17 protein-coding genes are annotated in these 22,548 nt (G+C 60.2%); 6 read left to right on the top strand and 11 right to left on the bottom strand.

The window, feature by feature from the left end:
- Positions 1-2: 2 nt before the first annotated feature.
- Positions 3-926 (bottom strand): NAD-dependent epimerase/dehydratase family protein, encoded by a 924-nt coding sequence (locus ACZ9H4_RS25820; protein ID WP_408152275.1) that lies wholly within the window; start codon positions 924-926, stop codon positions 3-5.
- A gap of 128 nt (positions 927-1,054) precedes the next feature.
- Between ACZ9H4_RS25820 and ACZ9H4_RS25815 the strand changes: the two genes are divergently transcribed.
- Positions 1,055-1,660, top strand: a complete 606-nt coding sequence (locus tag ACZ9H4_RS25815; RefSeq protein ID WP_408141255.1) for a TetR/AcrR family transcriptional regulator — start codon at positions 1,055-1,057, stop codon at positions 1,658-1,660.
- A 250-nt stretch (positions 1,661-1,910) separates the two neighbouring features.
- A complete protein-coding gene (locus ACZ9H4_RS25810; protein WP_408152274.1) occupies positions 1,911-3,356 on the top strand; it encodes an IS1182 family transposase in 1,446 nt (481 codons plus the stop codon).
- Between the two features lie 284 nt (positions 3,357-3,640).
- On the opposite strand, the gene ACZ9H4_RS25805 is transcribed toward ACZ9H4_RS25810, so the two are convergent.
- Entirely contained in the window at positions 3,641-5,872 is a 2,232-nt protein-coding gene (locus ACZ9H4_RS25805; RefSeq protein WP_408152273.1) for a SulP family inorganic anion transporter, read from the bottom strand.
- A 485-nt stretch (positions 5,873-6,357) separates the two neighbouring features.
- Between ACZ9H4_RS25805 and ACZ9H4_RS25800 the strand changes: the two genes are divergently transcribed.
- The 3 genes from ACZ9H4_RS25800 to ACZ9H4_RS25790 all read left to right on the top strand — a co-directional run bounded on the left by ACZ9H4_RS25800 (position 6,358) and on the right by ACZ9H4_RS25790 (position 12,286).
- Positions 6,358-9,642, top strand: coding sequence for an adenylate/guanylate cyclase domain-containing protein (locus ACZ9H4_RS25800; protein ID WP_408152272.1), 3,285 nt, complete (start codon positions 6,358-6,360; stop codon positions 9,640-9,642).
- A gap of 1,394 nt (positions 9,643-11,036) precedes the next feature.
- Entirely contained in the window at positions 11,037-11,381 is a 345-nt protein-coding gene (gene flgN, locus ACZ9H4_RS25795) for a flagellar export chaperone FlgN (protein ID WP_408152361.1), read from the top strand.
- A 572-nt stretch (positions 11,382-11,953) separates the two neighbouring features.
- Entirely contained in the window at positions 11,954-12,286 is a 333-nt protein-coding gene (locus ACZ9H4_RS25790) for a hypothetical protein (protein ID WP_408141251.1), read from the top strand.
- A 129-nt stretch (positions 12,287-12,415) separates the two neighbouring features.
- Here ACZ9H4_RS25790 and ACZ9H4_RS25785 read toward each other — a convergent pair whose 3' ends face one another.
- On the bottom strand, positions 12,416-12,595 hold the full coding sequence (locus ACZ9H4_RS25785) for a hypothetical protein (protein WP_408141250.1): 180 nt from the start codon (positions 12,593-12,595) through the stop codon (positions 12,416-12,418).
- A 171-nt stretch (positions 12,596-12,766) separates the two neighbouring features.
- Between ACZ9H4_RS25785 and ACZ9H4_RS25780 the strand changes: the two genes are divergently transcribed.
- Complete coding sequence (locus tag ACZ9H4_RS25780) at positions 12,767-13,510, top strand: SDR family oxidoreductase (RefSeq protein WP_408152271.1); 744 nt, start codon at positions 12,767-12,769, stop codon at positions 13,508-13,510.
- 170 nt (positions 13,511-13,680) lie between these two features.
- On the opposite strand, the gene ACZ9H4_RS25775 is transcribed toward ACZ9H4_RS25780, so the two are convergent.
- The 8 genes from ACZ9H4_RS25775 to ACZ9H4_RS25740 all read right to left on the bottom strand — a co-directional run bounded on the left by ACZ9H4_RS25775 (position 13,681) and on the right by ACZ9H4_RS25740 (position 22,530).
- Positions 13,681-14,304, bottom strand: a complete 624-nt coding sequence (locus ACZ9H4_RS25775; protein ID WP_408141248.1) for an MlaC/ttg2D family ABC transporter substrate-binding protein — start codon at positions 14,302-14,304, stop codon at positions 13,681-13,683.
- Positions 14,305-14,563: 259 nt separating this feature from the next.
- The gene (locus tag ACZ9H4_RS25770) at positions 14,564-16,528 is read right to left on the bottom strand and encodes a sigma-54-dependent Fis family transcriptional regulator (RefSeq protein WP_408141247.1); all 1,965 of its coding nucleotides are present in this window, start codon (positions 16,526-16,528) and stop codon (positions 14,564-14,566) included.
- 286 nt (positions 16,529-16,814) lie between these two features.
- Positions 16,815-18,140, bottom strand: a complete 1,326-nt coding sequence (locus ACZ9H4_RS25765) for an Nramp family divalent metal transporter (protein WP_408152270.1) — start codon at positions 18,138-18,140, stop codon at positions 16,815-16,817.
- 63 nt (positions 18,141-18,203) lie between these two features.
- Positions 18,204-18,410, bottom strand: coding sequence for a hypothetical protein (locus ACZ9H4_RS25760; RefSeq protein ID WP_408152269.1), 207 nt, complete (start codon positions 18,408-18,410; stop codon positions 18,204-18,206).
- Between the two features lie 98 nt (positions 18,411-18,508).
- Positions 18,509-20,146, bottom strand: a complete 1,638-nt coding sequence (groEL, locus tag ACZ9H4_RS25755; protein ID WP_408152268.1) for a molecular chaperone GroEL — start codon at positions 20,144-20,146, stop codon at positions 18,509-18,511.
- 44 nt (positions 20,147-20,190) lie between these two features.
- The gene (locus tag ACZ9H4_RS25750) at positions 20,191-21,072 is read right to left on the bottom strand and encodes an iron-sulfur cluster assembly protein (RefSeq protein WP_408152267.1); all 882 of its coding nucleotides are present in this window, start codon (positions 21,070-21,072) and stop codon (positions 20,191-20,193) included.
- Positions 21,069-22,094: an amidohydrolase family protein gene (locus tag ACZ9H4_RS25745; RefSeq protein WP_408152266.1), complete on the bottom strand. Its 1,026-nt coding sequence runs from the start codon at positions 22,092-22,094 to the stop codon at positions 21,069-21,071. Before ACZ9H4_RS25745 ends, ACZ9H4_RS25750 begins: the two co-directional genes overlap by 4 nt.
- An 82-nt stretch (positions 22,095-22,176) precedes the next feature.
- Positions 22,177-22,530: an MmoB/DmpM family protein gene (locus ACZ9H4_RS25740; RefSeq protein WP_062137265.1), complete on the bottom strand. Its 354-nt coding sequence runs from the start codon at positions 22,528-22,530 to the stop codon at positions 22,177-22,179.
- Positions 22,531-22,548 lie beyond the last annotated feature (18 nt).

The raw sequence follows: 22,548 nt of genomic DNA, 5'->3' as shown, positions 1-22,548 counted from the left end.
GGTCATGCTCCGTTGCTTTGCTGAAAGTGATTCCGTACAGAGAGGTCCGCAATCAGGCCAGGGCCGTGGGGTTCCCACGCAAGAGCTCGCCGGGCATGCCGGCCGCTTACCGCCTGGTCGAGCGCCAATGCGTCAGCAAATGGCCCAAGCGATTTGCGAGCATCGTCGAGCGGCCAAAATTCGACGCGGTCGGCGCCCACCGAGGCCCGGATCGCTTCGCCCATTTCGGCAACGCCAACGGCCTCTTCCGCAACCACGTTGAAGATCTGTCCGGTGACTCGGACGTCCCCGCTTGCCAACCGCTCCACCGCGCTCAGATACGCCGTGGCGAGATCATCGACGTGCACGGCAGGCCAATGGTTACGACCATCGCCGACGACTCTCACACTGCCCGTCTGACGGACCATGCCGGCAAGCATGCCGAAGATGCCGCCGCCATGGCCGTGCACCATACCCGGCCTGAGGATCATCGAGGCAATCGAGCGGCGTGCTGCCAGCGCCAGCACCTGGTGCTCCACTGCGGGCCGCCAGGCGATCAGTGGTGTTGGGTTCAGCGCCGATGCTTCAGTCGCGGGCTCCCCTTCCGTACTGCCGTAGACCCAGGTGCCCGACGTATAGACAAACGCTGCGCCCGGACGCAAATGCGAAAGCATCGCTACAGCTGCGGCCTCATCGGCAGCAGCGGCGCAAGCATCGTTGGTCGACGCGGTGTGCACCACGCCATCAGCGCCACCGGCAGTCGCAGCGAAAGACTGTGGCTCGCGCAGGTCGCCGGAATGCAGTGTCACACCGAGACGTGCCAGCGCGCCGGCAGCCGCCGAGCTGTCGTCTCGCACCAGCGCCGTCACCTGATACCCGAGGCTGATTGCCTTGCGCGCGACCGCTTGCCCGATGAAGCCAGTACCACCTGTAATGAACAGTTTCAAAGCGTTCTCCATTGATTGACTGCGAAGTTGAATAGTCATACAAACGAGACTTGTCAGTCTCGTTTTGACAAATCTAAACGAGACTGACCAGTCTTGTCAACTGCGCGACGATCTGTTATTTATCGGCCATGAATACGTCCCCTCTCCCCGACCTGAGCCCGCTGCAACGCCGTAAGCGGTCCGCCATTCTCGACGGCGCGAAAGCCGTTTTTTTAAGCCAGGGTTTCGGCCTGGCAACGATGGACGATGTCGCCGCGGCCGCTGGCGTCGGAAAACAGACGGTCTACCGTCACTTCAAGTCGAAGGAGGCACTCTTCACTGGTCTCGTCAGCGAGATGTGCGCTCAGGTGGGCGTGCTGCTTGCCAGCGCTCAGGGCGAGCAAACCGGTGGCGCACCCGAAGTCGAGTTGCGCGAGTTGGGATGGGTGTTGGCACGAAGCCTTATCACGCTGGAAAATCTGCGGCTTTACCGCGCCATCGTTGCGGAGGCCGAGCGTCTTCCGGAACTTGGCCAGGTGTTTTACGAAAATGGTGCAAAGGTCGTGCGTGCCTTCGCCGGGAAAATTCTGCGAAAGCGATTTGACGAATCGACTGCTGTAATGCGGGCAGCGACGTTCGTTCAGTTGGTGCTCGGTGACGCGTATCTGGAATTGTCGATTGGCTACGCGGTGCCCAATGTCGAAGCGCGCTTTGCGCTGCAGATTGACGAGGCCGTGGCGGCTGCACTTCGCTAAGGAGCGCCGCATAAGATGTCGAGCCACAGCGTGCGGAGCGCAACAGCGTGTAGCGCGGGAAGCAAAACATCGGGCTTCCGATTCCGGATGCATTCACGCCCCGGTTTCCGCACGATCCAGGCGTGCTTCTAAAATCGTGAATGTCGTTTCGAGCCGGTCTGCGTGACGTCGATCGTCGGCAGGCGACCCAGCCTGTGTGAAAACACATCGATCGCCTAAACTGAATCAACGCACTGAGACCGGGTGACTCATGAAGCGATTCGTTGAAGGCGATGACCGCAAGCAGGTCGCACTACTTCCCGAATGTGTCGATGACTATGTCGGGCAGGACAATCCGGTGAGAGTAATCGATGCCTTCGTCGACGAACTTGATCTCGTGGAGCTAGGTTTCAACGGTTCCATTCCGGCGCTCACGGGCCGGCCGTCTTACCATCCTGGCGTGATGCTGAAGATCTATATCTACGGCTATCTGAACCGGATACCGTCGAGCCGGAGACTTGAGCGCGAATGCCAACGTAATGTCGAGCTGATGTGGCTGACAGGGAGGCTCGCTTCGGACTTCAAGACGATCGCGGACTTCCGCCGTGACAGCGGCGCGGCGATCCGCAATGTATGTCGGCGTTTCGTTGAACTGTGTCGCGGGCTCAAGCTGCTATCCAGTGACATGGTGGCTATCGACGGTAGCAAATTCAAGGCATCAAACACCCGCGACAGGAACTACACGCCAGGCAAGATCGACAAGCGCCAGAAGCAGATCGAGGAAAGTGTGCAGCGATATCTCGACCTGATTGAAACCGCGGACCGCACCAGTCCTACCGGATTCGATGTGAAGACTGTCCGGCTGTACGAGAAGATCGCCGCGCTACGCCAGCAGATGCGCGAGCTCAAGCAGATCAGCAAACAGCTGGAAAAGCAGCCGGACAAGCAGTTGTCAATGACAGATCCGGATGCACGCTCAATGGCGACAAGTGGGAGAGGTTCCGGCATAGTCGGCTACAACGTTCAGGCAGCAGTTGATACGAAACATCATCTGATCGTCGAGCACGAAGTAACCAATGTCGGCAACGATCATGGACAACTCAGCAAAGTCGCGATAGCTGCGAAGCACGCGATGGGCAGATCGAGGCTGAAGGTTGTTGCAGACCGCGGGTACTTTAGCGGACCAGAAATAAGAGCATGCGATCTGAATGAAATTAGCGCGTATGTTCCCAAACCGCTCACGTCGGCATCCCGGAAAAAAGGTCTGTTTACGAAGGCCGACTTTATTTACATAGCGAAAAGCGACACGTATCGATGCCCTGCTGGCGAGCGGGCGATCCATCGATTCACCACTGTCGAGCATGATATGAATCTGCAAGTCTACTGGCCCAGCGCGTGCCCGCGTTGCCATCTCAAGGAACGATGTTCACCCTCTGACTATCGTCGAATTCGGCGGTGGGAACACGAGAATACGCTGGAAATGATGCAGCGCCGGCTCGACCGGAAGCCAGACGCCATGACCATCCGCAGAAGTACCGTGGAGCATGTCTTCGGCACGCTCAAGCACTGGATGGGGCCTGCACACTTCCTGACCAGGACGCTCAAGCGGGTAAGTACGGAAATGAGCCTTCAGGTGTTGGCTTACAACATCAAGCGGGTCATGAACATACTCGGCGTTCAGGGAACATTGAAGGCCATGAAGATGCTCGAAAGCTAAAGCCCCAGGAGGCTTTGTTGCGCATGCGACGGTCGATCGTGCAACGCGTCTGTGCCGAACTAGATTGACCTGATTGGCAATCGCTCGCTTAGCGGTGAAAAACCCGTTTCCACACAAGCTGGACCCGTTGCGGCCCGTCGAGGCGGCGCAACTTCTACGTCAGCTTTCCGGGGCGGATTCAACCGGCCGGTCCAAAGCACTTGAAGGGCAGTCGCGGGCTCGCCGATCGCGCCTTCGCCCGTGGACACGATGTGGCTGTCGGTTCTCACTGATCACCCTGCCTGTCAATGAGCCGCGCGCAAGGCCTCGTCCGCGACAGCAAGCCGCGACGCCATGACCTTGACCACAAAACGATGAAACTGCTGCGCGGTCGCGGCATCGTCGCGTTCGAGCACATGCAGCGACTCGAGCGTCAAACGCCGGACCCGCGCGGGCCCCTCGGCGAGAACATCCGCACTACGCGTGTGCTGCGTGTACACCGCCATTTCGCCGATGACTGTACCCGGCCCGAACGAGCGCAGCCTGAGGAACCCGCCGCCCGCCAGCGGCAACAATACGGCGACACGGCCGTGCTCGACAAAGTACATGGCGTCCCCTGGGTCGCCGCGCCGGAACACGGCCTGACCTGCGCCCAGGTCGAGAACATCCAGAAGAGCCAGCAGTCTTGCGAGCGCGTCTGGAGTGAAATGCGGCGCGAGCATCGTCTGGAAGTCTTCCTCTTCACAAGACAGCGCGCGTGAATCCGACGCGAGAAGCGTGTCTTCGACCCACTCCAGCCCGGCATCCAGCGTCGCAAACTCGTGAATCCGCAGGTTCAGCGTGCCGGTCTTCACTAGCAGTTCGCGCGATCGCGCGGGCAGCCCGGTCAACACCAGATCCGCATCATTCGCCGCGCACAACTGCCTGAGCTTGACAAAGCTGACCGATACCGACGCGTCCATGCCGTTGGTTGACGCGAAATCAAGGATGACGAAGCGAATGGGTGCCGGCCCTCGCGTGGCCAGCCGTTCGCGCATGCGCTGCAAAATCGAATTGGCCGTGCCAAAGAAGAGAAAGCCTTGCAGACACGCTCCGCACACCTGTGCACCTAGTTCGCGAAGTCGTTCGGTTGCCTCGATACTGCGCTCGACATTCGACGTGCGCGTGCCGCCGTCAAATTCCATACGAACGCAGCTGACGCGACCGTATAGCAACGCGAACATCACACAGGCGGCAATCACGCCGGCCACGACGCCCGTGACGACACCATAGAACGCGATAGCACACAGTATGAGCGGGACAAGCAGGTACTCATGCCAGTTGAGCTTGCGATACGCACCGACCAGCCATTGGATCAGCAGACGCAGCCCCATGAAGAGCTGGAGCCCGACCAGCACCGGCACCGGGAAGAGTGCGACCAGGTCCGGCGAGACGGCCAGCACGAACAGACAGCCTAGGGCCGCGAACACGCCCGCCAGACGACTTGTCGCGCCTGCGCGTGCGTTGAGCATCGAGCGGTTGAACGACTGGTAACCCACCATGCCGCCCAGCATGCCGCTCGCGATGTTGGCGACGCCGGCCGCCCGCATCTCGCGGTTCAGGTCGACGTCTTCGCCGCTGGCTGCGCCGATCGCAGTGGAATTCATGAGAATCGTGATGGCCGAAATAGACGTGACGACGAGCGTCTCCGGCAGGTGCGCGACAATGGCGGACCAGTCGATGCTTCCGTGCGCCAGCAACGCCGGCAGATGCAGGTCGGGAAGCCTGATGGGATGCAGTGCCACGCGCGGAAGCAATAATCGCGTGTCGCGTGCATCGTCGATCGACAGGCCTTCGGCAAACAGGAGCACGTAGAACAATGCAACGCCGAGTGCAAGCGTGACAGGCAGCACAGCGGCGTGTTTCGAGGTGTGCGACAGGAGCGTGGCCAACCCGCACACCAGCAGCGCAGGTGACCATGTCAGCCAGTTCAACTGCGTCAACAATGCCCATGCGTGCCCGTTCAACGGCTCACCGGTCACGACCCGAAACGCACCGGCCAGCAGGAGATAGCCAGTCCCGGCAAGGAAACCACCGACGACCGGAAAAGGCAGGAATTGCAGCGAACGGCTACGCCTGGACGACCCGACTGCGTACAGAATGATGCCCGTCACCACCGAACACAACGCGATGGCAATCAGCACTGTCAGCAGGATTGTCTGTGGCGTACCGCCGTCGGCTCGCACACTGCTCGCGACGCCGGCCGCAACACCGGCAAGAAACGCCGTCGCATTGCCGTCGGGTCCGGCGATGTTCATGCGCATCGAACTCATCAAGGCGATCACGAGTGCCGTCACTACGCAGCTGATGAAGGCGGTGGGCACGCCAAGCTCGGCGTAACGGGCAAGATCCGCGCTAAAGATCATGGTGCCCAAGCTCATTGCGTAGCAGAGCATGAGTAGCATCGACACCATGCCGGCCGTCAGGTCGCCGGCCAGGCCCGTGATGCGTGACCCGGAGCGGACATTGGGTGAGGAACCTGTCGTAGCGGGCTTCACAGTGTTTCCCCATGAGGGCAGATGCAGTCTCGCCTGGGTCGCGCGATTCGTGCATTGCTGGAGCCGTGCCGGGTTCGACCGTCGCCCATCGTTCCGGATGACGAACGATTTCATATAGCGCATGCCTGCTCGCCCAGCATCGCGCCCGACTTGCCACATGAGTATCCGTCGTGGCCGCTGGCCGTGTCAAACGCACTGCGGCACACCGCCGGGTTGGCCTAACCTGCATCTGGCCTCGCCGCTCACAACCAGCATCCCTTTGCTTAACCCCGGATCTACACTGTATTTTGTGTCTGGAGCGCTCGAAGACGGGTTCGTTGAGACAGTCGCAGCCTGGCAAAGGGCTGCACATCGATTCGTATGATCTGTTGGTACAGGCGGCGCGCTCCGGACATCAGGCTCGACAGGCTGCGCGACAACGAGCGGCGATGGAGCACGTGCGTCAATGCAGCGGATGGCGCGATTGACTGGATAGGGCGGCGGCGATGGATATCGATGAGTGGCTGCATGCATTTGACCTTGAACAATACGCGCCGGCATTTGCCGCGAACGACATCGATCTCGCCATGCTGAAGCAGCTCGACGACGCAGATCTCAAAGAGCTTGGCGTCGCCTCGCTCGGCCATCGCAAGCGCCTGCTGGCGGCAATTGCCGATGAACGTGCCGCCGCTCCGTGCGTCCCGCCGCACGCTGGGAATGCGCCTGTGAGCGAGCGCCGGCAAGCCACGATTCTGTTCGCTGACCTATGCGGCTTCACCGCGCTGTCCCAAACGCTCGATCCTGAAGAGTTGCGCGAGTTGACGGGGCGTTACACGGCGCTCGTCGATGGGATCGTGCTCGGCTACGGCGGCACAATCGACAAGCACATCGGCGATGCCGTGATGGCAATCTTCGGCGCGCCACGCGCGCACGACACCGATCCACTACGCGCGGCACGCGCCGCGCTGGAAATTCATGAGGCGCTTAACGGACTGAACGAACCCGCAGCGCCGCCGCTGAGGGCGCACGTGGGCATTGCCTGCGGCGAGGTGGTCGCGGGTTCGTTGGAGCGTGCCGACGCTCGCGACTATACGGTGCTCGGCGACTCCGTGAATCTTGCCGCCCGGCTGGTCGCCGCGGCCGGCCCCGGAGAAACGTTGCTGTCCGACAGCGTGCATCGTGCGCTCGGAGACTCCGTGACAAGCGAGGCTGTCGGTGCAATGCGTTTCAAGGGGATCGACTCACCGGTGCGCGTATGGCGTCTGTGCGGTCTCGCTGGTGACTCCCTCATGCCAAGCCGCAGTGTGTTTGTCGGCCGCAAGCCCGAACTCGAACAGTTCAAGGGCCTCGCCCGCGCGTGCTTCGATCAGCGGGCCGGCCATCTCGTCTATGTGCGTGGCGAGGCTGGCATCGGCAAAACGCGGCTCGTCGACGAGATGCGCCGCTTTGTCGAAACACTGGGCTTTGCTTGCCACCGAGGCCTCGTGCTGGACTTCGGCGTGGGCAAAGGCCAGGATGCCATTCACACGGTTGTCGGCAGCCTGCTGGGACTGCGGCTCGCAGCCAGTGCCGATGAACGGCGCGACGCGGCTGCGCAAGCTGCGGCATCCGGTGCCATTGGCGCCGATCAGTTGATGTTTCTCCACGACATTCTCGATCTGCCGCAGACCGGCGAATGGCGCACGCTTTACGATGCGATGGACAACGCCGCGCGCACGCGCGGGAAGCGGGCGGTCGCCGCAGAGATCGTCAAGGATGCGTGCCAGCGCGTCCCAACCCTGATTCTCGTGGAAGACCTTCATTGGGCGGACCCGCAGGCGCTCAGTTATCTGGCGGTCTTCGCGACGGCTATGGCTGACGTGCCAGGGCTGCTCGTGATGACGTCGCGCGTGGACGGCGATCCGCTCGATACGGCGTGGCGAGCCAGTTGCCGCGGCACGCCTTTCGCCACGATCGACCTCGGCCCGCTGCGCGGCGACGAGGCGGTGAGTCTCGCCGGCGGCTTTATCGAAGCGACCGGGCGTATCGCGCGTGCCTGCATCGAGCGAGCCGGCGGCAATCCGCTTTTCCTCGAACAACTTTTGCACAACGCCGAGGAAGGCAGCGAGGATGGGGTCCCCGCGACCATCCAGAGCCTCGTGCTGGCGCGCATGGACCGGCTCAGCACACGTGATCGCGAGGCATTCCAGGCTGCTGCAGTGATTGGACAGCGCTTCGGGCTCGCCCTGTTGCGGCGCATGATCGATGCACCCGAGTACGACTGTCACGCGCTCGTCGCCAACGCGCTCGTTTTGTCGGAAGGCGAAGATTTCCTGTTTGCCCACGCGCTCATCCAGGAGAGCGCTTACTCGACACTCCTGCGCACGCGCCGGCGCGAGCTGCACCGCCTCGCCGCCGACTGGTTTGCCCCGACTGACCCGGTTTTACGCGCCCAGCATCTCGATCGCGCCGAAGACCAGCGAGCCCCCCTCGCCTACCTCGACGCCGCGATCTTCCAACGCGCGGCCTACGTCACCGAAGCGGCATTCCGGCTAGTCGAACGAGGTCTGCAGATCGCGCAAAGGGATACGGATCGTCACGCGCTGATCTGCTTCAAAGGCGAACTCCAAGGAGACCTCGGCGACATCGCCGCTTCGATCGCGACCTACCGGGCAGCCGTGACCGCCGCTCCCGACGAAGCGGCTCTCTGTCGCTCGCAACTGGGCCTTGCCGAGGGGCTGAGAGTCAGTGAAGGCCTCGTCGAAGCCCTCTCGCTGCTCGACGCGGCCCAGGAAATCGCACAACGGCTGGACCTGGTTCCTGAACTCGCGCACCTGCATCACCTTCGCGGCAACATTCTCTTTCCGCTCGGCCGAATCGAAGACTGCCGCGCCGAACACGAGCGCGGACTCGCCCATGCCCAGCGACTCGGCTTGCCGGAAGCGGAAGCGCGGGCGCTCGGCGGACTCGCCGATGCCGCCTATGCACAAGGTCGCATGCGCACCGCTTTCGAGCATTTCAGCCGGTGTGTCACGTTGAGTCGAGAACACGGCCTCGGCCGCATCGAGGTTGCCAATCGTTCGATGGCAGGTTTCAGCCGGATTTTCCTCAACGAGGCACGCGCGGCGCGCGAAGACGCAAGCGCCGCCGCACACGCTGCCGCGCTGGTCGGCCAGCCGCGTGCGCAGATGCTGTGCGAAACGCTTGGCGTTTTTGCAAGCTATGAGATTGGCGACATGAAATCTGTGCTCGTCCATCTCGATCGTGAGTTGCAGATCATCCGTCAACTGGGCGCGCGTCGATTCGAAGCGCAGAACATCGAAATGCGAGCGCGCGTGCTGCTCGATAGCGGGCGTCGGCGAGAGGCTGCCGAATTGTTGCGTGAAGCGCTAGCGATTTGTCGCGAGGTGGGAACGCAGTTCAGCGCGCCGAAGGCTGTAAGCGCACTGAGCCGCGCGGTCGATGACGACGGCGAGCGTAGGCGTCTGCTTGCCGAAGGCGCCGCGATGTTGCAATGCGGAGCGGTCGGCCACAACCATTTGTGGTTTTACCGCGATGCCATTGAAGCGATGTTGGCTGCGGGCGACCCGGCAAATGCGTTGCGCTATGTCTGCGCGCTCGAAGATTACACGCGCGTCGAGCCGCTACCGTGGGCGGATCTGTTTGCTATGCGTGGCCGTGCGCTCGCCTACGCGCAGCAAGACCCTTCTGGCGAAACCGCGCGGCGCGAACTCGAACGCGCACGCGCGGCTCTCGTCGAAGCGGGCTGCAACACCTATCTGCCTGCGGTTGACTCCGCGCTCGCTATGTAGCGCATGGCGTTGTTCCGGTTCTGTTGCCGTCAGGCTGTCCGTGGGTTGTGCAGAAAAACACGAACGCCTGAAGGCTCGATGAGGACGTTGAATCCGGCGGTGGTCCACTTGCTGCGCTTTCCGCAACGCAATAGCCGACTTGAGCGTGTAGCAATCAAGGCAAGCCACCCATCCGGTCGCACGGCGCACGGCTTACGGTAAACGTTAGTGTGGCCAGCATCTGGACTCGCCGGCACATCCCCTATCCGACGATGCCAGTGGACACCCGCAGCGCACTGGTTAAGTTATAGCAGGCCAAAAGAGAAATGCGCATCGTTGAACCAACGACCACTATTGAGCTTCGCTGTCGGCATGCACTTAACCCGATTCAGTCATTGTGAGAACTCTCGAATTCAGCAACGCACTTGCCGCAAACGTCGGGCGAGAAGCGTGGCGTGGACGGCACGGCCTCGAAGCTCACTGCTTCGAGTGGGATTGCCTTTGCATCGGCGGGCCGGCGGAGGTCGCGGTCTTGGGCAACTGTTACGTCGATGAACGTGCTTATATCGGCCGGCGATTCATGGATGAAAGCGTTTGACCATAAAGGCAGGCGCGGGAGCAATGCAAACAAGACCAGGCAACCTGCGGTTCACGAGATTCGTGCTGGGTAGACCGAGTGAGAGACGAACGCAACTGCGGTACGACGACGCAACGGTTTTACGCCTCGACGGACTCAATTCGTATGTCTAAATAAAATAGCCCGGAAGGGGCGAGGCGGCGATTAACTGGTATGAGGGGGAATTTGACTCGAAGCATCTGCGATAGGCATCTCCCTTAGCAACAAACTTGATCGAGCGTCTAAGGTTGACTTATCGGGCCTTCTATCAGCGCAGTAGTTCCCCGGCCGAGCCGGGCGTTCAGTAAGAAATTAGTCCGGTTTTTCCGTCCAAGTGACAGCCCCGTAAATCACCGCGTGTTGCGCATGCGTTCTTCATCTCTCCAATTGCCCTGAGCGCCGACCGTCGATTAAATGTAGTCCGAATCAATTGCATACTGCGCCCTCGAAATAAAATCACCCTGTGGGTCATTGGTTCTCCCCGCAAGAACGGAAGTTGCCGAAGCCGCCAGATATCTACGAACGAAATTAATCACGCTCGCACTTTCTCGCGGGTCTGAATTCTGGGCCGTCGTAGATCGGCGGCATAGCGCCAAACACCATACTTCATGTGGTGCATTGCACGCTCTCATGCTCGCCACGCGTTTTGCGTCGTCTGTGGTGGATCATAGTGGTCCGTAGCGCGGCTTGCGGACCGCGTGGCGTGAAACAGCAAACTTTTGGCCGATGCGCAGATTTTCGCGATGTTGAGCAACCGCGTTTTGTGCTTACCACGACGGCATGCGGTTTTTCGAACTAAATAGCGACGGGTGATGGACTCAATTCCCCGGCGCGTTCGTGGCTGCTTCCGCTCGATAAACGCCGAAGTACAGCAGCCATTCGCTCTTCGCTTCCCGGGCAATTCATCAGCCGAAGGGATGCGCGCATTGCGGCCCTGTGGGCGCAACTGCAAAAGTTGGCTGAGCATGCACGTCGCACCAACAAGGTCAACCGGACTCTCATCCGTATCCGCATGGACCACAATCGGCGCGCGCTGACGGCGCTTCAGGTAGCGTCGCCGAAGGCAAGCTGTAAGCCGGCATGCGACCGTCGGGACTATAGAGCGCTATGTTTTGACAGAAACACGCTGTTCCTGGTTGGATGAGGCCCGTACTTCATTGAAGACGGGCTATTTCTTTTTCCCGCTGGCGTTAATGGAATGACCAGCTAATTCGCGGCCTATCACCGGAACTACGCTGCGCCTCGCGGTGCAAGCCGCAGGGCTCCCTGGAGCGAGGGGCCGTTTCGGGCGCGCAGAGCCGCTCAAACGACCACGTGGAGGCTATGGTGAACAGCGGCTCCTGGCCGAGTTCAGAAGTTCGTCACCGTCCTGCGAGTGTTTGGCTGTGTCGCGGCGCGCAACTGCCCCAGCCGACCCGATCTTTGTCGCTACGGCTACCACTGGGCGCGACCGCCTGAGGGAGCAGATTCCACGCGTGCAGGTAACGATAAATTTGCTTCGTACAGTCCACGCTGCCCGGGAAGGCTCTGCCTTCTCTGTGAGCACCGTGGTGCCGACCTTGAAAATCTCCTTGTAGCCGCCTAGAAATCTTGAATACTGGTGAACGCGAAAATTGTTGCGCATCTTGAAGCACCAGTCCTCGGGTCGCTCGCCCAGTTGAGGTACGCGAGTCAACGATGCGACTCCAATCAGATCGTTTTCTCCACGAGGTCGTTATGATTCTGCACGCAATTAACAATAAGCTTTACGAAGTGAAGCTCGCATTCCTTAACTTGATTGATAATTGTGACGTTATACCGAGGTACTTTTCTACGTCAGAGCAGATCGTCTCATTCCTCAAGAACAATCCAGAGCTGAAATTTAGCCTCGCCCCGGTGCCGCCAACCGCGACCGACGTCGAACTTACTCTCATCAGTTCCTACTTGGCCTATGGGCCGCAGTTTGGAGATGTGATGTGCGGCGTTATTCGCTATGACCCTGTCAAGCAACAGGTTCTCACTATCGGGACTTACGCGAATGGCGACATAGGGCGAATATGGGGAGGCTGAAAGGCACCGCACAGCTTGACGGGCCTTTGCACAGGTCTCGCATCTGACCCGCTGCTCAGAATTGATAGAGCAGTAACGCCTTGCCGCTCGTTGCCGTGGCAGGTAAGTGTCCGCCAACGGATGAAGCGTTCAGGCGATGCGCTTGGCGCCTGTCGGACCCAAGGCGGCCATCGGACCAAACAGTTTGTCGATGGCCGCCTCCGAGGTGCTGCGGCCGTTCGTTCCTTCGGGTCGGTCGTCAAAATTCTCAGACAGGACATCCGTCAATTTCACCGTGTCTCTCAAACGTTCGTAACCATGATCCAACATAGGTGATCTCCCGATACATAAAGTTTGCGGGTGCAGCGCCTCCGACTCGATTACCGCAAACCACGTACACTCTGCCGCAGCCGCGGTAGCGCATCGATTCAGGTCAGGCAGCACGTGCTGCCTGACGTTCGACGTCACCGTGTGGACTTCTTTCTTACTAAATCGTCAAACATGGGAAACAATCACCTTTCGGGTATCACGCTTGAACAAAGCAGAGTCGTCGTAGCCGGCGGCACGTCAGGAATTGGCTTCGCAGTGGCCGAAGCTGCAGCGCATTCCGGAGCTGAGGTCATCATCGCATCGAGCAGTCCGGAACGCGTCGCAGCGGCCCTGGAGCGACTACCTCAAGGTACTCGCGGCGAGCCGCTTGATTTTACCGACGAGGCACAAGTGAGCGCGTTTTTCACGCGCGTCGGCGCGTTCGACCATCTCGTCTACACCGCCGGCGAAACACTGCTCCTGCAAAACCTTGCCGAGCTCAGCATTGAAGCCGCGCAGCGAGCCTTCGAGGTGCGCTACTGGGGCGCGCTCAAGGCCGTCAAATATGGGGCTCCCCTCATTCGCACGGGCGGCTCCATCACCCTGACAAGCGGGGTGGCATCGTCGCGTCCTCTACCTGCCTGGACGATTCCGTCCAGCATCCTTGGTGCGATCGAGTCTCTGACTCGCACATTGGCTGTCGAGCTTGCGCCGCTGCGTGTAAATGCCGTGGCGCCCGGCGTCCTGCGCACGGCCTTGTGGGACAACATGAGCGAAGTCGATCGCGAAGGTCTTTATGACTATATTGCGGAAAAAATGCCGGTACGAAGGGTCGGGGAGGCAAGCGACGTTGCTCAAGCGTATCTTTACCTGATGCAACAGGGCTTTAGCACGGGACAGGTCGTCATCGTCGACGGTGGCCACGTGCTGGTTTAACGGACGACGATTCGCTTCGACAAGCGCATTGTCATCCACGAAAGCCGTGATTAACCCGTACCCAGAAGTCTGATATTCCGAATATAGCCGACGTTCGAGCATCCACGCGCAAGCGTGGGCGAACGTCGGTAGTCGGCCGGTAAGCGTCCGCGCCATCACCCAGCGGTCACCTACTGCTTGCCGGAAGCGAGCTGCTGGTTGCGCTCAGCAAGAAACTGGATCAGACCGTCAACGCCGCTTTCCTTGATCTTGTCACTGAACTGCTGCCGATATGTCTGGATTAGCCAGACGCCGAGCACATTCAGGTCATACAACCGCCAGCCCTGCGGCGTGCTGTACAGCCGGTAGTCGATCTCCGCTGGTTCGCCGTTCCTGGTTGCAACCGTGCGCACCACCACGTCCGTATCGGTTGGAGCGATATGTATCGGCGGGTAGTCGATCCGTTGGTCTGGACGGAGCTGACCGATAGCACCCGAATAAGTGTGGATCAGGAGCATCTTGAACTGTTCGACCAGTTGCTGCTGTTGCGCGGGCGTAGCCGTGCGCCAGTAACGGCCCATCGCCAGTGACGTGGTGCGGTGAAAATCGGTGTAGGGAATAATGTCCCGGTTGACGATATCAATAATGCGAGGAATATCGTCTGGCGCGATCGCTCGGGTCCGCACCTCGTCGAGTATCTGTTGCGTCGCGGTCTTGATCAGAAGCTGAGGCTCCGATTGGTCGACTTGCGCGTACGCCGTACCGCCGAACGAGAACAACGCTGCGCAAAGAGTCAGTAGAGAAAGTGTCTTCATGTGCAGAGTCCTGGCTGGACGCGTTGGCTTGCTGCTACGAAGTATCCTCCATCTACGCCCGAATGGGTCGCGGCAGCATCCGTCGCTGTTTCATCTGCAACACTCCCACTGCATGCGCAGTCTTCGGTGTGTTGCATCCACCGGTTGAATCCGCCCAACCATCCGCTGCGGCGAGCATAATTTTTTATCCCCGATTTTCTGTGACCACCACAGCAACGTGGCAACGCGCGGATGACCGATAGTGCCGACTGCTCACACGTCATTCCCTGACTGATGATTTGACGATGCCTTCCAGTTGATAGAGTTCAATCTTGCGATACAGCGTACTCCGCGACACACCGAGAGCGCGCGCGGCCTGCGCAAGATTGCCATGCGCATTGTGCACTGCGCGTGCAATGGCTAAACGTTCCGTTTTCTCGAGACTCGGCTCCTCGTCGCGCAGCGAGGGCATGGCGCCAGACGTCGCGATTTCGTCGAGCAACTCGCGTGGCAATTCGTCGAGTGACACAGCGGGCTCTCTTGACGTCAAAAGCAGATTCTCAATCAGGTTGCGCATTTCCCTGACGTTGCCAGGCCACGAATAGACGCGCAGCGCCGCGATGATCTCGGCACTCAGTCGCCGCTCGGGCACCCCGTGCCGCAAGGCGAGCTTCTGATTGAAATGCCCGGCGAGCAGATCAATGTCTATATCTCGCTCACGCAGCGGCGGAATGCGTATGCGCGTAACACTGATCCGGTAATACAGGTCGCGGCGGAAGTGCCTGGACTCGACCTCTTCGAGCAGATTGCGGTTGGTCATCGCCAGCAGGCGCACATCGACCCGCCGCGGCTGCGTATCTCCGAGACGGTAGATGACGCCTTCTTCCAACACACGCAACAAAACCGGTTGAAGCTCCAGCGGCATCTCACCAATTTCGTCGAGGCAAAGCGTTCCGCCATGAGCCAACTCGAAACGGCCGGGCCGCCCTTCTGTCGTCGCGCCAGTAAAAGCGCCACGCACATGGCCAAACAACTCGCTGGCAATCAGTTCTTTCGACGCGGCCCCGCAGTTATACGCGATAAATGGGCCGCCTCCGCCCTCTTCACCATGAATTGCGCGAGCGAACAGTTCCTTGCCCACGCCGGTTTCGCCTTCGATCAGTACTGGAACGCGCCTGCTGGCAAGTTGGCGTCCGCGAGTGACGGCGGCCTGCATCGCCTCACTTTGCCCCTGAATCTGCGCGAAACAGTTGCGCTGCGGATCAGCCTCGCTACTCCGATCCACTGCTCGCACGTTGACGGATCGGGCTCGCGCAGGAACAACCAGCATGGCCCCAATCGTATTGCCGTCGACAACGACGGGATTGAACCATTCGGCGTTCAGTCCTGTGGGCAAATGTTGCACCCAGTCCTCCACTGCCGAAGCCTCGTTCATCCCCGGGAAACGCTCGCCGATTCCGACCGGCAATGCGAGTCTGCCTGTGGTGTGCACAAGCCGGCCGGTGCGGTCTATCGCGACCATCCCGGAAGCATCCGACGGCGATAAGCGTTGCAAACAGAAGGCCAACAAACGCATGTGCTCGCGAGCGGCCTGCTCGGCAAGCACCATTTCGATCTGGCGCGCAGCCGTCACCGCCAAGGTGAGGTTGTTGATCTGATACGTGGAAGGCGGTCCAGAAATATCGAGTACACCGATCACCGCGCCGGTGCCCGGCTCACAAATAGGTGCGGCCGCGCAACTCCACGACTTGATGCCTTCGCAGAAATGCTCGGAGCCGTGGATATACGTCGGCTCACGGGTTGCGATGGCGGTGCCGATGCCATTGGTGCCTGCCCTGCCTTCTCCCCAGTCGCCGCCGATCGACAAATGGATCTTTTCGCCTGCTTCTTGCGTGCGCAGATCGCCGGCCGCTCTAAGGATCACACCGTCCTGGTTCGTCAGTAGCAGGACCGAATGTGAATCGGCGAAAAGATCAGCCGTGACGGCGAACAGGCGCTCGGCCGCTGCCAGCAGGTCCCGATGGCGCCAGCATAGCGCCGCAAGCGCGTCGCCATGGACCGCGATGGGCGCCGAGACGGCCGTCGGGCTAACGCCGGACTGCAGGCTGCGCTGCCATGAATCGATGAGCGCCGGGGGTGCAGACGTCGACGATTCGCCTGCCAGAAAGCGCTCCCACGCAAGCATCGTGCCCCGGTCGGAATGACGGAGATTAGCGCGCTGTGCGTTGGCCACAATGCTGCGCATCGCGGCTTGATCACCTAGACCCAACGTGCTGCCAATCTGATGTCTCCTCGCCACAGCTCTCCTCCAGGGCGATGGGTCAACGCGGAACCAAACTCTGCGGCGGGCTTCGTCTTGACTAGCTACAATGTTACGTCTGGGCTTAGCCTGTTTCTTTCGATTTTTCAAACCCAGCAGCGAACGCGCGCTCTAGTATGGGCCTATTTCCTGAACACGTCTTTTGGGGAAAACACGGTCGGCTCGACAGATCGCGTTAGTCTCCTTTTGTTGTCCCTTCGTCAACAATTCGTTACCCCGCCAGGCCGGGAATGGCAACGCCGAACGTTTGCAGGACAAGAATGACGTTGAACGACAAGACCACCAGCGCGGCCAGCGTTGCGACAACCGTCACCCACATGCGATTCGTGTAACCGCCCATCACATCTTCGCAACTCGTGAACCACAACAGCGCTGCCATCGGCAACGGTAACGCGAGACTCAATACCACCTGGCTCAAGATAAGCGCGTGCGTCGTGTCGGCGCCAAGCGCCACCACCACGAAACTCGGGACCAGTGTGACGGCTCTGCGCAACCACAGAGGAATTCGAAAACCGACGAACCCCTGCATGATCATCTGGCCCGCCATCGTGCCAACCACCGAACTGGATATGCCCGAGGCGATCAGGGACAACAGAAAGATGCCGGCGGCGCCCGCGCCGAGAAGCGGTGCAAGCGTGCGATACGCCTCTTCGATTTCCGCAACTTCTGGATGGCCGTGATGAAATGCGCCCGCAGCCATGATCACCATCGCCATATTGATCAATCCGGCGATGCTTAGCGCGATAACCACTTCAATATTCGAAAACTTCAGCAGCTTTCTGCGCTCCTCCCCGGTCCGCGCCGACACGCGAGCCTGCGTGAGTCCCGAATGCAGGAAAAGTGCATGCGGCATTACCGTCGCACCTACGATACCGACCGAGATCATCAATGCATCCGAGTCCGGCAGTCGCGGGGAAAGTGTGTGGACCAATACCTGCGGCCAATCCACGGGGGCAATGAATAGCTCGGCGAGATAAGAAAGGCCAATGATGCCCACCAGCGCGCCAATAGCCAGTTCAAGAGGCCGGAAGCCCGCGTTCTCGAACAACAGGACACCATACGTGATCACTGCTGTGATCGTCATACCGGCCAGCAATGGTATGTGAAACAGCAACGCGAGCCCGATTGCTCCGCCAATGAACTCGGCCAGATCGGTCGCCATCGCTGCGATCTCGCTCACGCCCAACATGACCAACACCAGCGGCTTTGGTAGCCTCTCCCGGCACAGTTGCGCGAGGTTGCGCCCGGTCACGATGCCGAGTTTCGCCGACAGCGCCTGAAACATCATAGCCACAAGGTTCGCCAACAGGACTACCCACAGCAGCGCATAACCATACCTGGCGCCCGCCTGTATATTCGTCGCGAAGTTGCCGGGGTCCACATAGGCGACGGATACGACGACCGCCGGACCGGCAAGCGGTAGCAGAATCAACGCACCGCGGCGGCGCCCTTCCAGTACCTCACGCACTGCGCGCGCAGTGTGGGCGGTGCTCGCTACCGGATTCGTGAAACCGGTCGGCCGAACGCGATCATCCATGCTTGCGTTCCCCTTGCCTACGGAAATCGAGAAAGCGGCCGTCCAGATATGCAGGCGTGATAGTCACATCATCGCCTGAGTAATCACACTGGCAACATGATGATAAAAAGGAGCGATCGATGCGCTCGCACGGCTTACCAGAACAAGCGTCCCACACAGTGTGATGCCCCAGCCCAGGGTGAGCTTGATGAGTCGCGTAGAAGGCATCGCGGCGAGATGTTCGGCAGTCTTCCCAATTGCGTTGAAGCGGCGGGCCGTTCCTGTAGTCATTGTTCGTCTCCTTTTACTGTCGGCTGCCTGGTCTGCGCCATCAGCCTTTATGCCGGTCCCCGATTACAGGGGCCGGCTATTTTGTCCGTCTCACGTGTCTATTGGCGGCCAAGCAGTTCCGCGCCCGCCCCAAGCGCCGGCCCGGCGGTTGGATCGATCGTCTCGGGCTTCTTGGCGATCAGCGTCTGGGTGGTGAGAATCAGCCCAGCTACCGACGCGGCGTTGCGCACCGCACTGTAGCTGACCTTTACCGGATCGATGATGCCGGCCTCGACGAGATCGACGAAGGCGCCGCTGCGCGCGTCGAGCCCCATGCCGGGTTTCGCCCGCATCGCTTCGCTTACAACAGCCGCACCGTCGAGGCCGCAATTCGTCGCAATGTGAAAGAGCGGCTTCGCCAAAGCACGCTGCAAGAGCCGCGCGCCTTGCTGCACGCTTCCCTCGCTGCGGGCAATGACGCCCTCAAGTTCGGATGACGCCCGCAACAACGCCGTCCCTCCGCCGGGCACGACACCTTCGGCAATCGCCGCACGCGCCGCGTGAATCGCATCGTCGATCAGATGCAGTCGGCGCTTCTGTTCGACTGGTGTCGCCCCGCCCGCGAGAATCAGTGCGGTGCCGCCGGACAGTTTCGCAAGGCGCACCTGAAATTTGTCCCGCTCGACGTTCTCCGGCGCCATCTCGTACTGCCGGGCCACTTGCTGACGGCGCGCTGCCACGGCCGCCGGATCGCCGCCTCCGGCCGTGATGATCGTCTGGTTCGACGAGATGCGGACTTGCCGCGCGCTGCCGAGGTCGCGCAATTCAGTGGCTTCCAGCTTCCCGCCCAGATCGCGGGCGACCACCTTACCGCCCGTGGCGATCGCGATATCCTCGAGCATCGCCTTACGCCAATGTCCATACTCTGGCGGGTGAATAGCGGCCACAGGCAGGCCGCCATTGTCGCGCCATGCGAGGAGCGCAATCACACAGGCAGGCGCTACCTCCTCGGCAATGATCAGCAGTGGACGTTTGCTGCGAGCGGCCAGCGTCTGAAGCGCTGTGACCTCCTCCAGAGATTGCAGCCGCTGGTCTGTCATCAGAATAAGCGGATTGTCCAGTACCACCTGCATTCTCTCGATGTCGGTCACCATGTGATGCGACAGGTATCCACGGTCGAAAGCCATGCCATCGACCACCTCCAGGCGAGTCTCAACCGTGGTGCCATATTCCACATCGACAATCCCGTCCGCGCCCACCCGCTCCAAGGCTTCGGCCACCAGCTTCCCTGTGAATTCGTCATTGGCCGCCACCACCGCCACGGCGCGGACCTCGTCGCCACGGCGTAGAGGCGTAGCATGACGCTTGAGCACGTCGATCGCCTCGTTGACGGCCATTTCCAGACCTTGCACGAGTTCAACGGGGTTAGCCCCTTGCGCGAGGCAGGCGAGACCGTCCTGAACTAGCGCATCGGCCAGAACGGTGGCCGTGGTCGTGCCGTCGCCGGCGACTTCGTTGGTCTGCCTGGACACTTCGCGAACGACTTGCGCGCCGATATTCTCGAACGGGTCTTCGAGTTCGATTTCATTGGCGATGCTGACCCCGTCGCGCGAGATGATTGGCGTGCCGATCGGTCGATCGATGATTGCATTCATTCCGCGCGGGCCGAGCGTACCCCGCACCGCCTTGGCCAGTTTCGCAACGCCTCGACCAAGTGCCATGCGGGCGTCGTCGTCATGCAACATGATGTTTGGCATGATCCTGCTTCTCCTGATCCGGTTAGTTCGAATTGCTGATTTTTTTACTCTGCTGCTCCGCACGCTCCTCGCGATAACGCGAACGCGCTTCCTGGCTTCGGCCCGCCAGTACGGACGAAATGCACCGGTTTGATCTCGACATTTGGCGCGGCGTCACCGGTCTTGCCATAGCGGGCAGCAAGAAGACCGCGGCATAGCGCACCGTTGAATTCGGCATTGATGCCGACTCTTCGCAATGCACGCACATATGCCTCCAACTCATCGGGATTCAGCGGCGTACCGTCCGTGTCGACGAAAGCGAGCTCGCCGCCATGATCCGCTTCGTCGACGCTCCGCCCCACCACAAAACGCCGCTCGCAATATCGCGCGATCAGCCTCTGAGCATTGGCATCATCCGTGCACGTGATTGCAACCGCCGATAGTTCCGCCATGCGCCATCGCACCAGCAGGGAGGGCTCGTTGCCTTGTGCGAGCAACCAGGTTAGAAGCGCTTCCTGCCGCCGCTGAAAAGCCTTGACCTGAAAAATGCGGCGTACGTCCTCCACGTCGCCGTTGGCATCATTGCCAAAGGTCCCCTGGAACGATAGTCCAGCGGCCATGCCCCGATTGATTTCAGTGGCATACATGTGCTCGTCGAGTGTGATCGTGACGCTGGTCACCCATGACAAGTCCGCGATCGACCGCCTCATGTCGTCCGCCATCAGGTAGGCGAAGTTGGCCGCGCACCAGTAAGTCGGCAGGCGAAAGCCGATCGACACGCAACCGCCGTCGACTTCCAGACCGGAGACGAAACCAAGCTCTGTCACCGACTCGTCGAGTTCCGGGTCAGCGACCGTCTCGAGCCGGGCCCAGACCTCAGCGACACGCTCCGAAGCGATCCTCGACGCGATGGCGGCTAGCGCCTTAAAAACAGGCACGGTGCTCATGCGCCAGCCGCCGCCGGCTGCCGAACGTCCTCCAGCAGAGCCTTTTGCGCCTCGATATCGATTCCATACAGCCGCGCGGCATTGAGCCCGAGGATCTTTTTCTTGGCCGTGAGCGACAACTGCACGCCGGTTTCCTTGCTGATCGATTCGGGCAGTTCAAAAGCCATAAACTTCTCGATCAACCATTTCGGCGACCATATGCCGTAGTCACTGCCGTAAAGGATTTTGTCCTCTCCGATCCAGAACAGCAGTTCCGAGATCACATGCGCGAAGTACTCAGGACGTGTATGGATAAATGGAAGCACCACGGCGAGACCACCGTAGACATTCGTTTCCTGCGTGGCGATCCAGCAAAAGTCGTCAAGACGCGGCAAACCGCAGTGCTCGACGATGAAGTTCAGGTTCTGGAAGCTTGTGGCGACATCGTCGACATCGGCCACGTCGAAGGCGTCGCGATTCAGAGGCAGGATAGTCGGTCCCTTGTGGACATGGATGTTCCTGATACCGAGCTTCTCGCAACGCTCGAGATAACGCTGCACGCCGGGGTCCGATAGCTTGTATCCCTTGCTGTCGCCGCGCCATTCCGCCGTGTAGAGCTTGACCCCCTGAATCTTGTAGAGTGACGCCAACTCCTCGAGACGATCGAGCCCCGCCTCCCCATCGCGCGGATCGAACGCGCCATTGACGATAAACCGGTGCGGGTACTTCTGCTTCAGCACGTAGTTGCCCTCGGTCGTGTTGAAGCCGTTCTTGTAGAAGTCCGTCAGATAGGTCGGCTGACAGATCGCCATGTCGTCGTAACCGGTGACAAACAGGTCGCGATACATCGCCTCTTCACCGTACTTGTCGAACTTTTCCTTGGGCCACAGATATTCCTTGGGGCTCAGGTTCGAGTGATACGCGTAGAAGCAATCGATAAACTGCTGGCCGTGCACGTTCTTCAGATTGGCCTTGCTGCCATCCCATAGATGAACGTGCCCGTCGATGATGAAGATTTCCTCGCCGTCCGTGGTTCGATACATGGCTTTCGTCTCCTTGGTTGCATGAGCGGCCCGTCCTCCTCGTGGCCAGCGGGACGCCCGATTGGCTGCTGGGGTTTTCCGCTCACTCGTAAGCCATCGCATCGTCCATATTGCCGAACAGCACCACTGTCTCGTCGTCGATCATCACCATCCGTCCATAGTGGGTCGAGGTGGATATCTCGAACAGATGCGGCGTCATTTCACGGCCGAGCACTTCGCTGATCTCGCCCATCTTGAACTCGATCTTGCCTTGCCCATCAATGCGGATCATTGCGGGCAGATAGGTCACCGTAATACCGGGCTTGGTGGACATCAATTCGGCAATCGCCCGAGCCTCGACACTGTCGTTCATCGTGACGCCACATTGGTGCGAGATGGTCTGTTCGAAGCGAACATCCTTCATCGATTTGAAAATATTGTCGGTATGCACTGACATTGCGTACTCCTCTTGCAG

The organism is Paraburkholderia sp. TE9906 (genome assembly GCF_056279605.1).
This window is presented reverse-complemented; position numbering and strand designations above follow the sequence as displayed.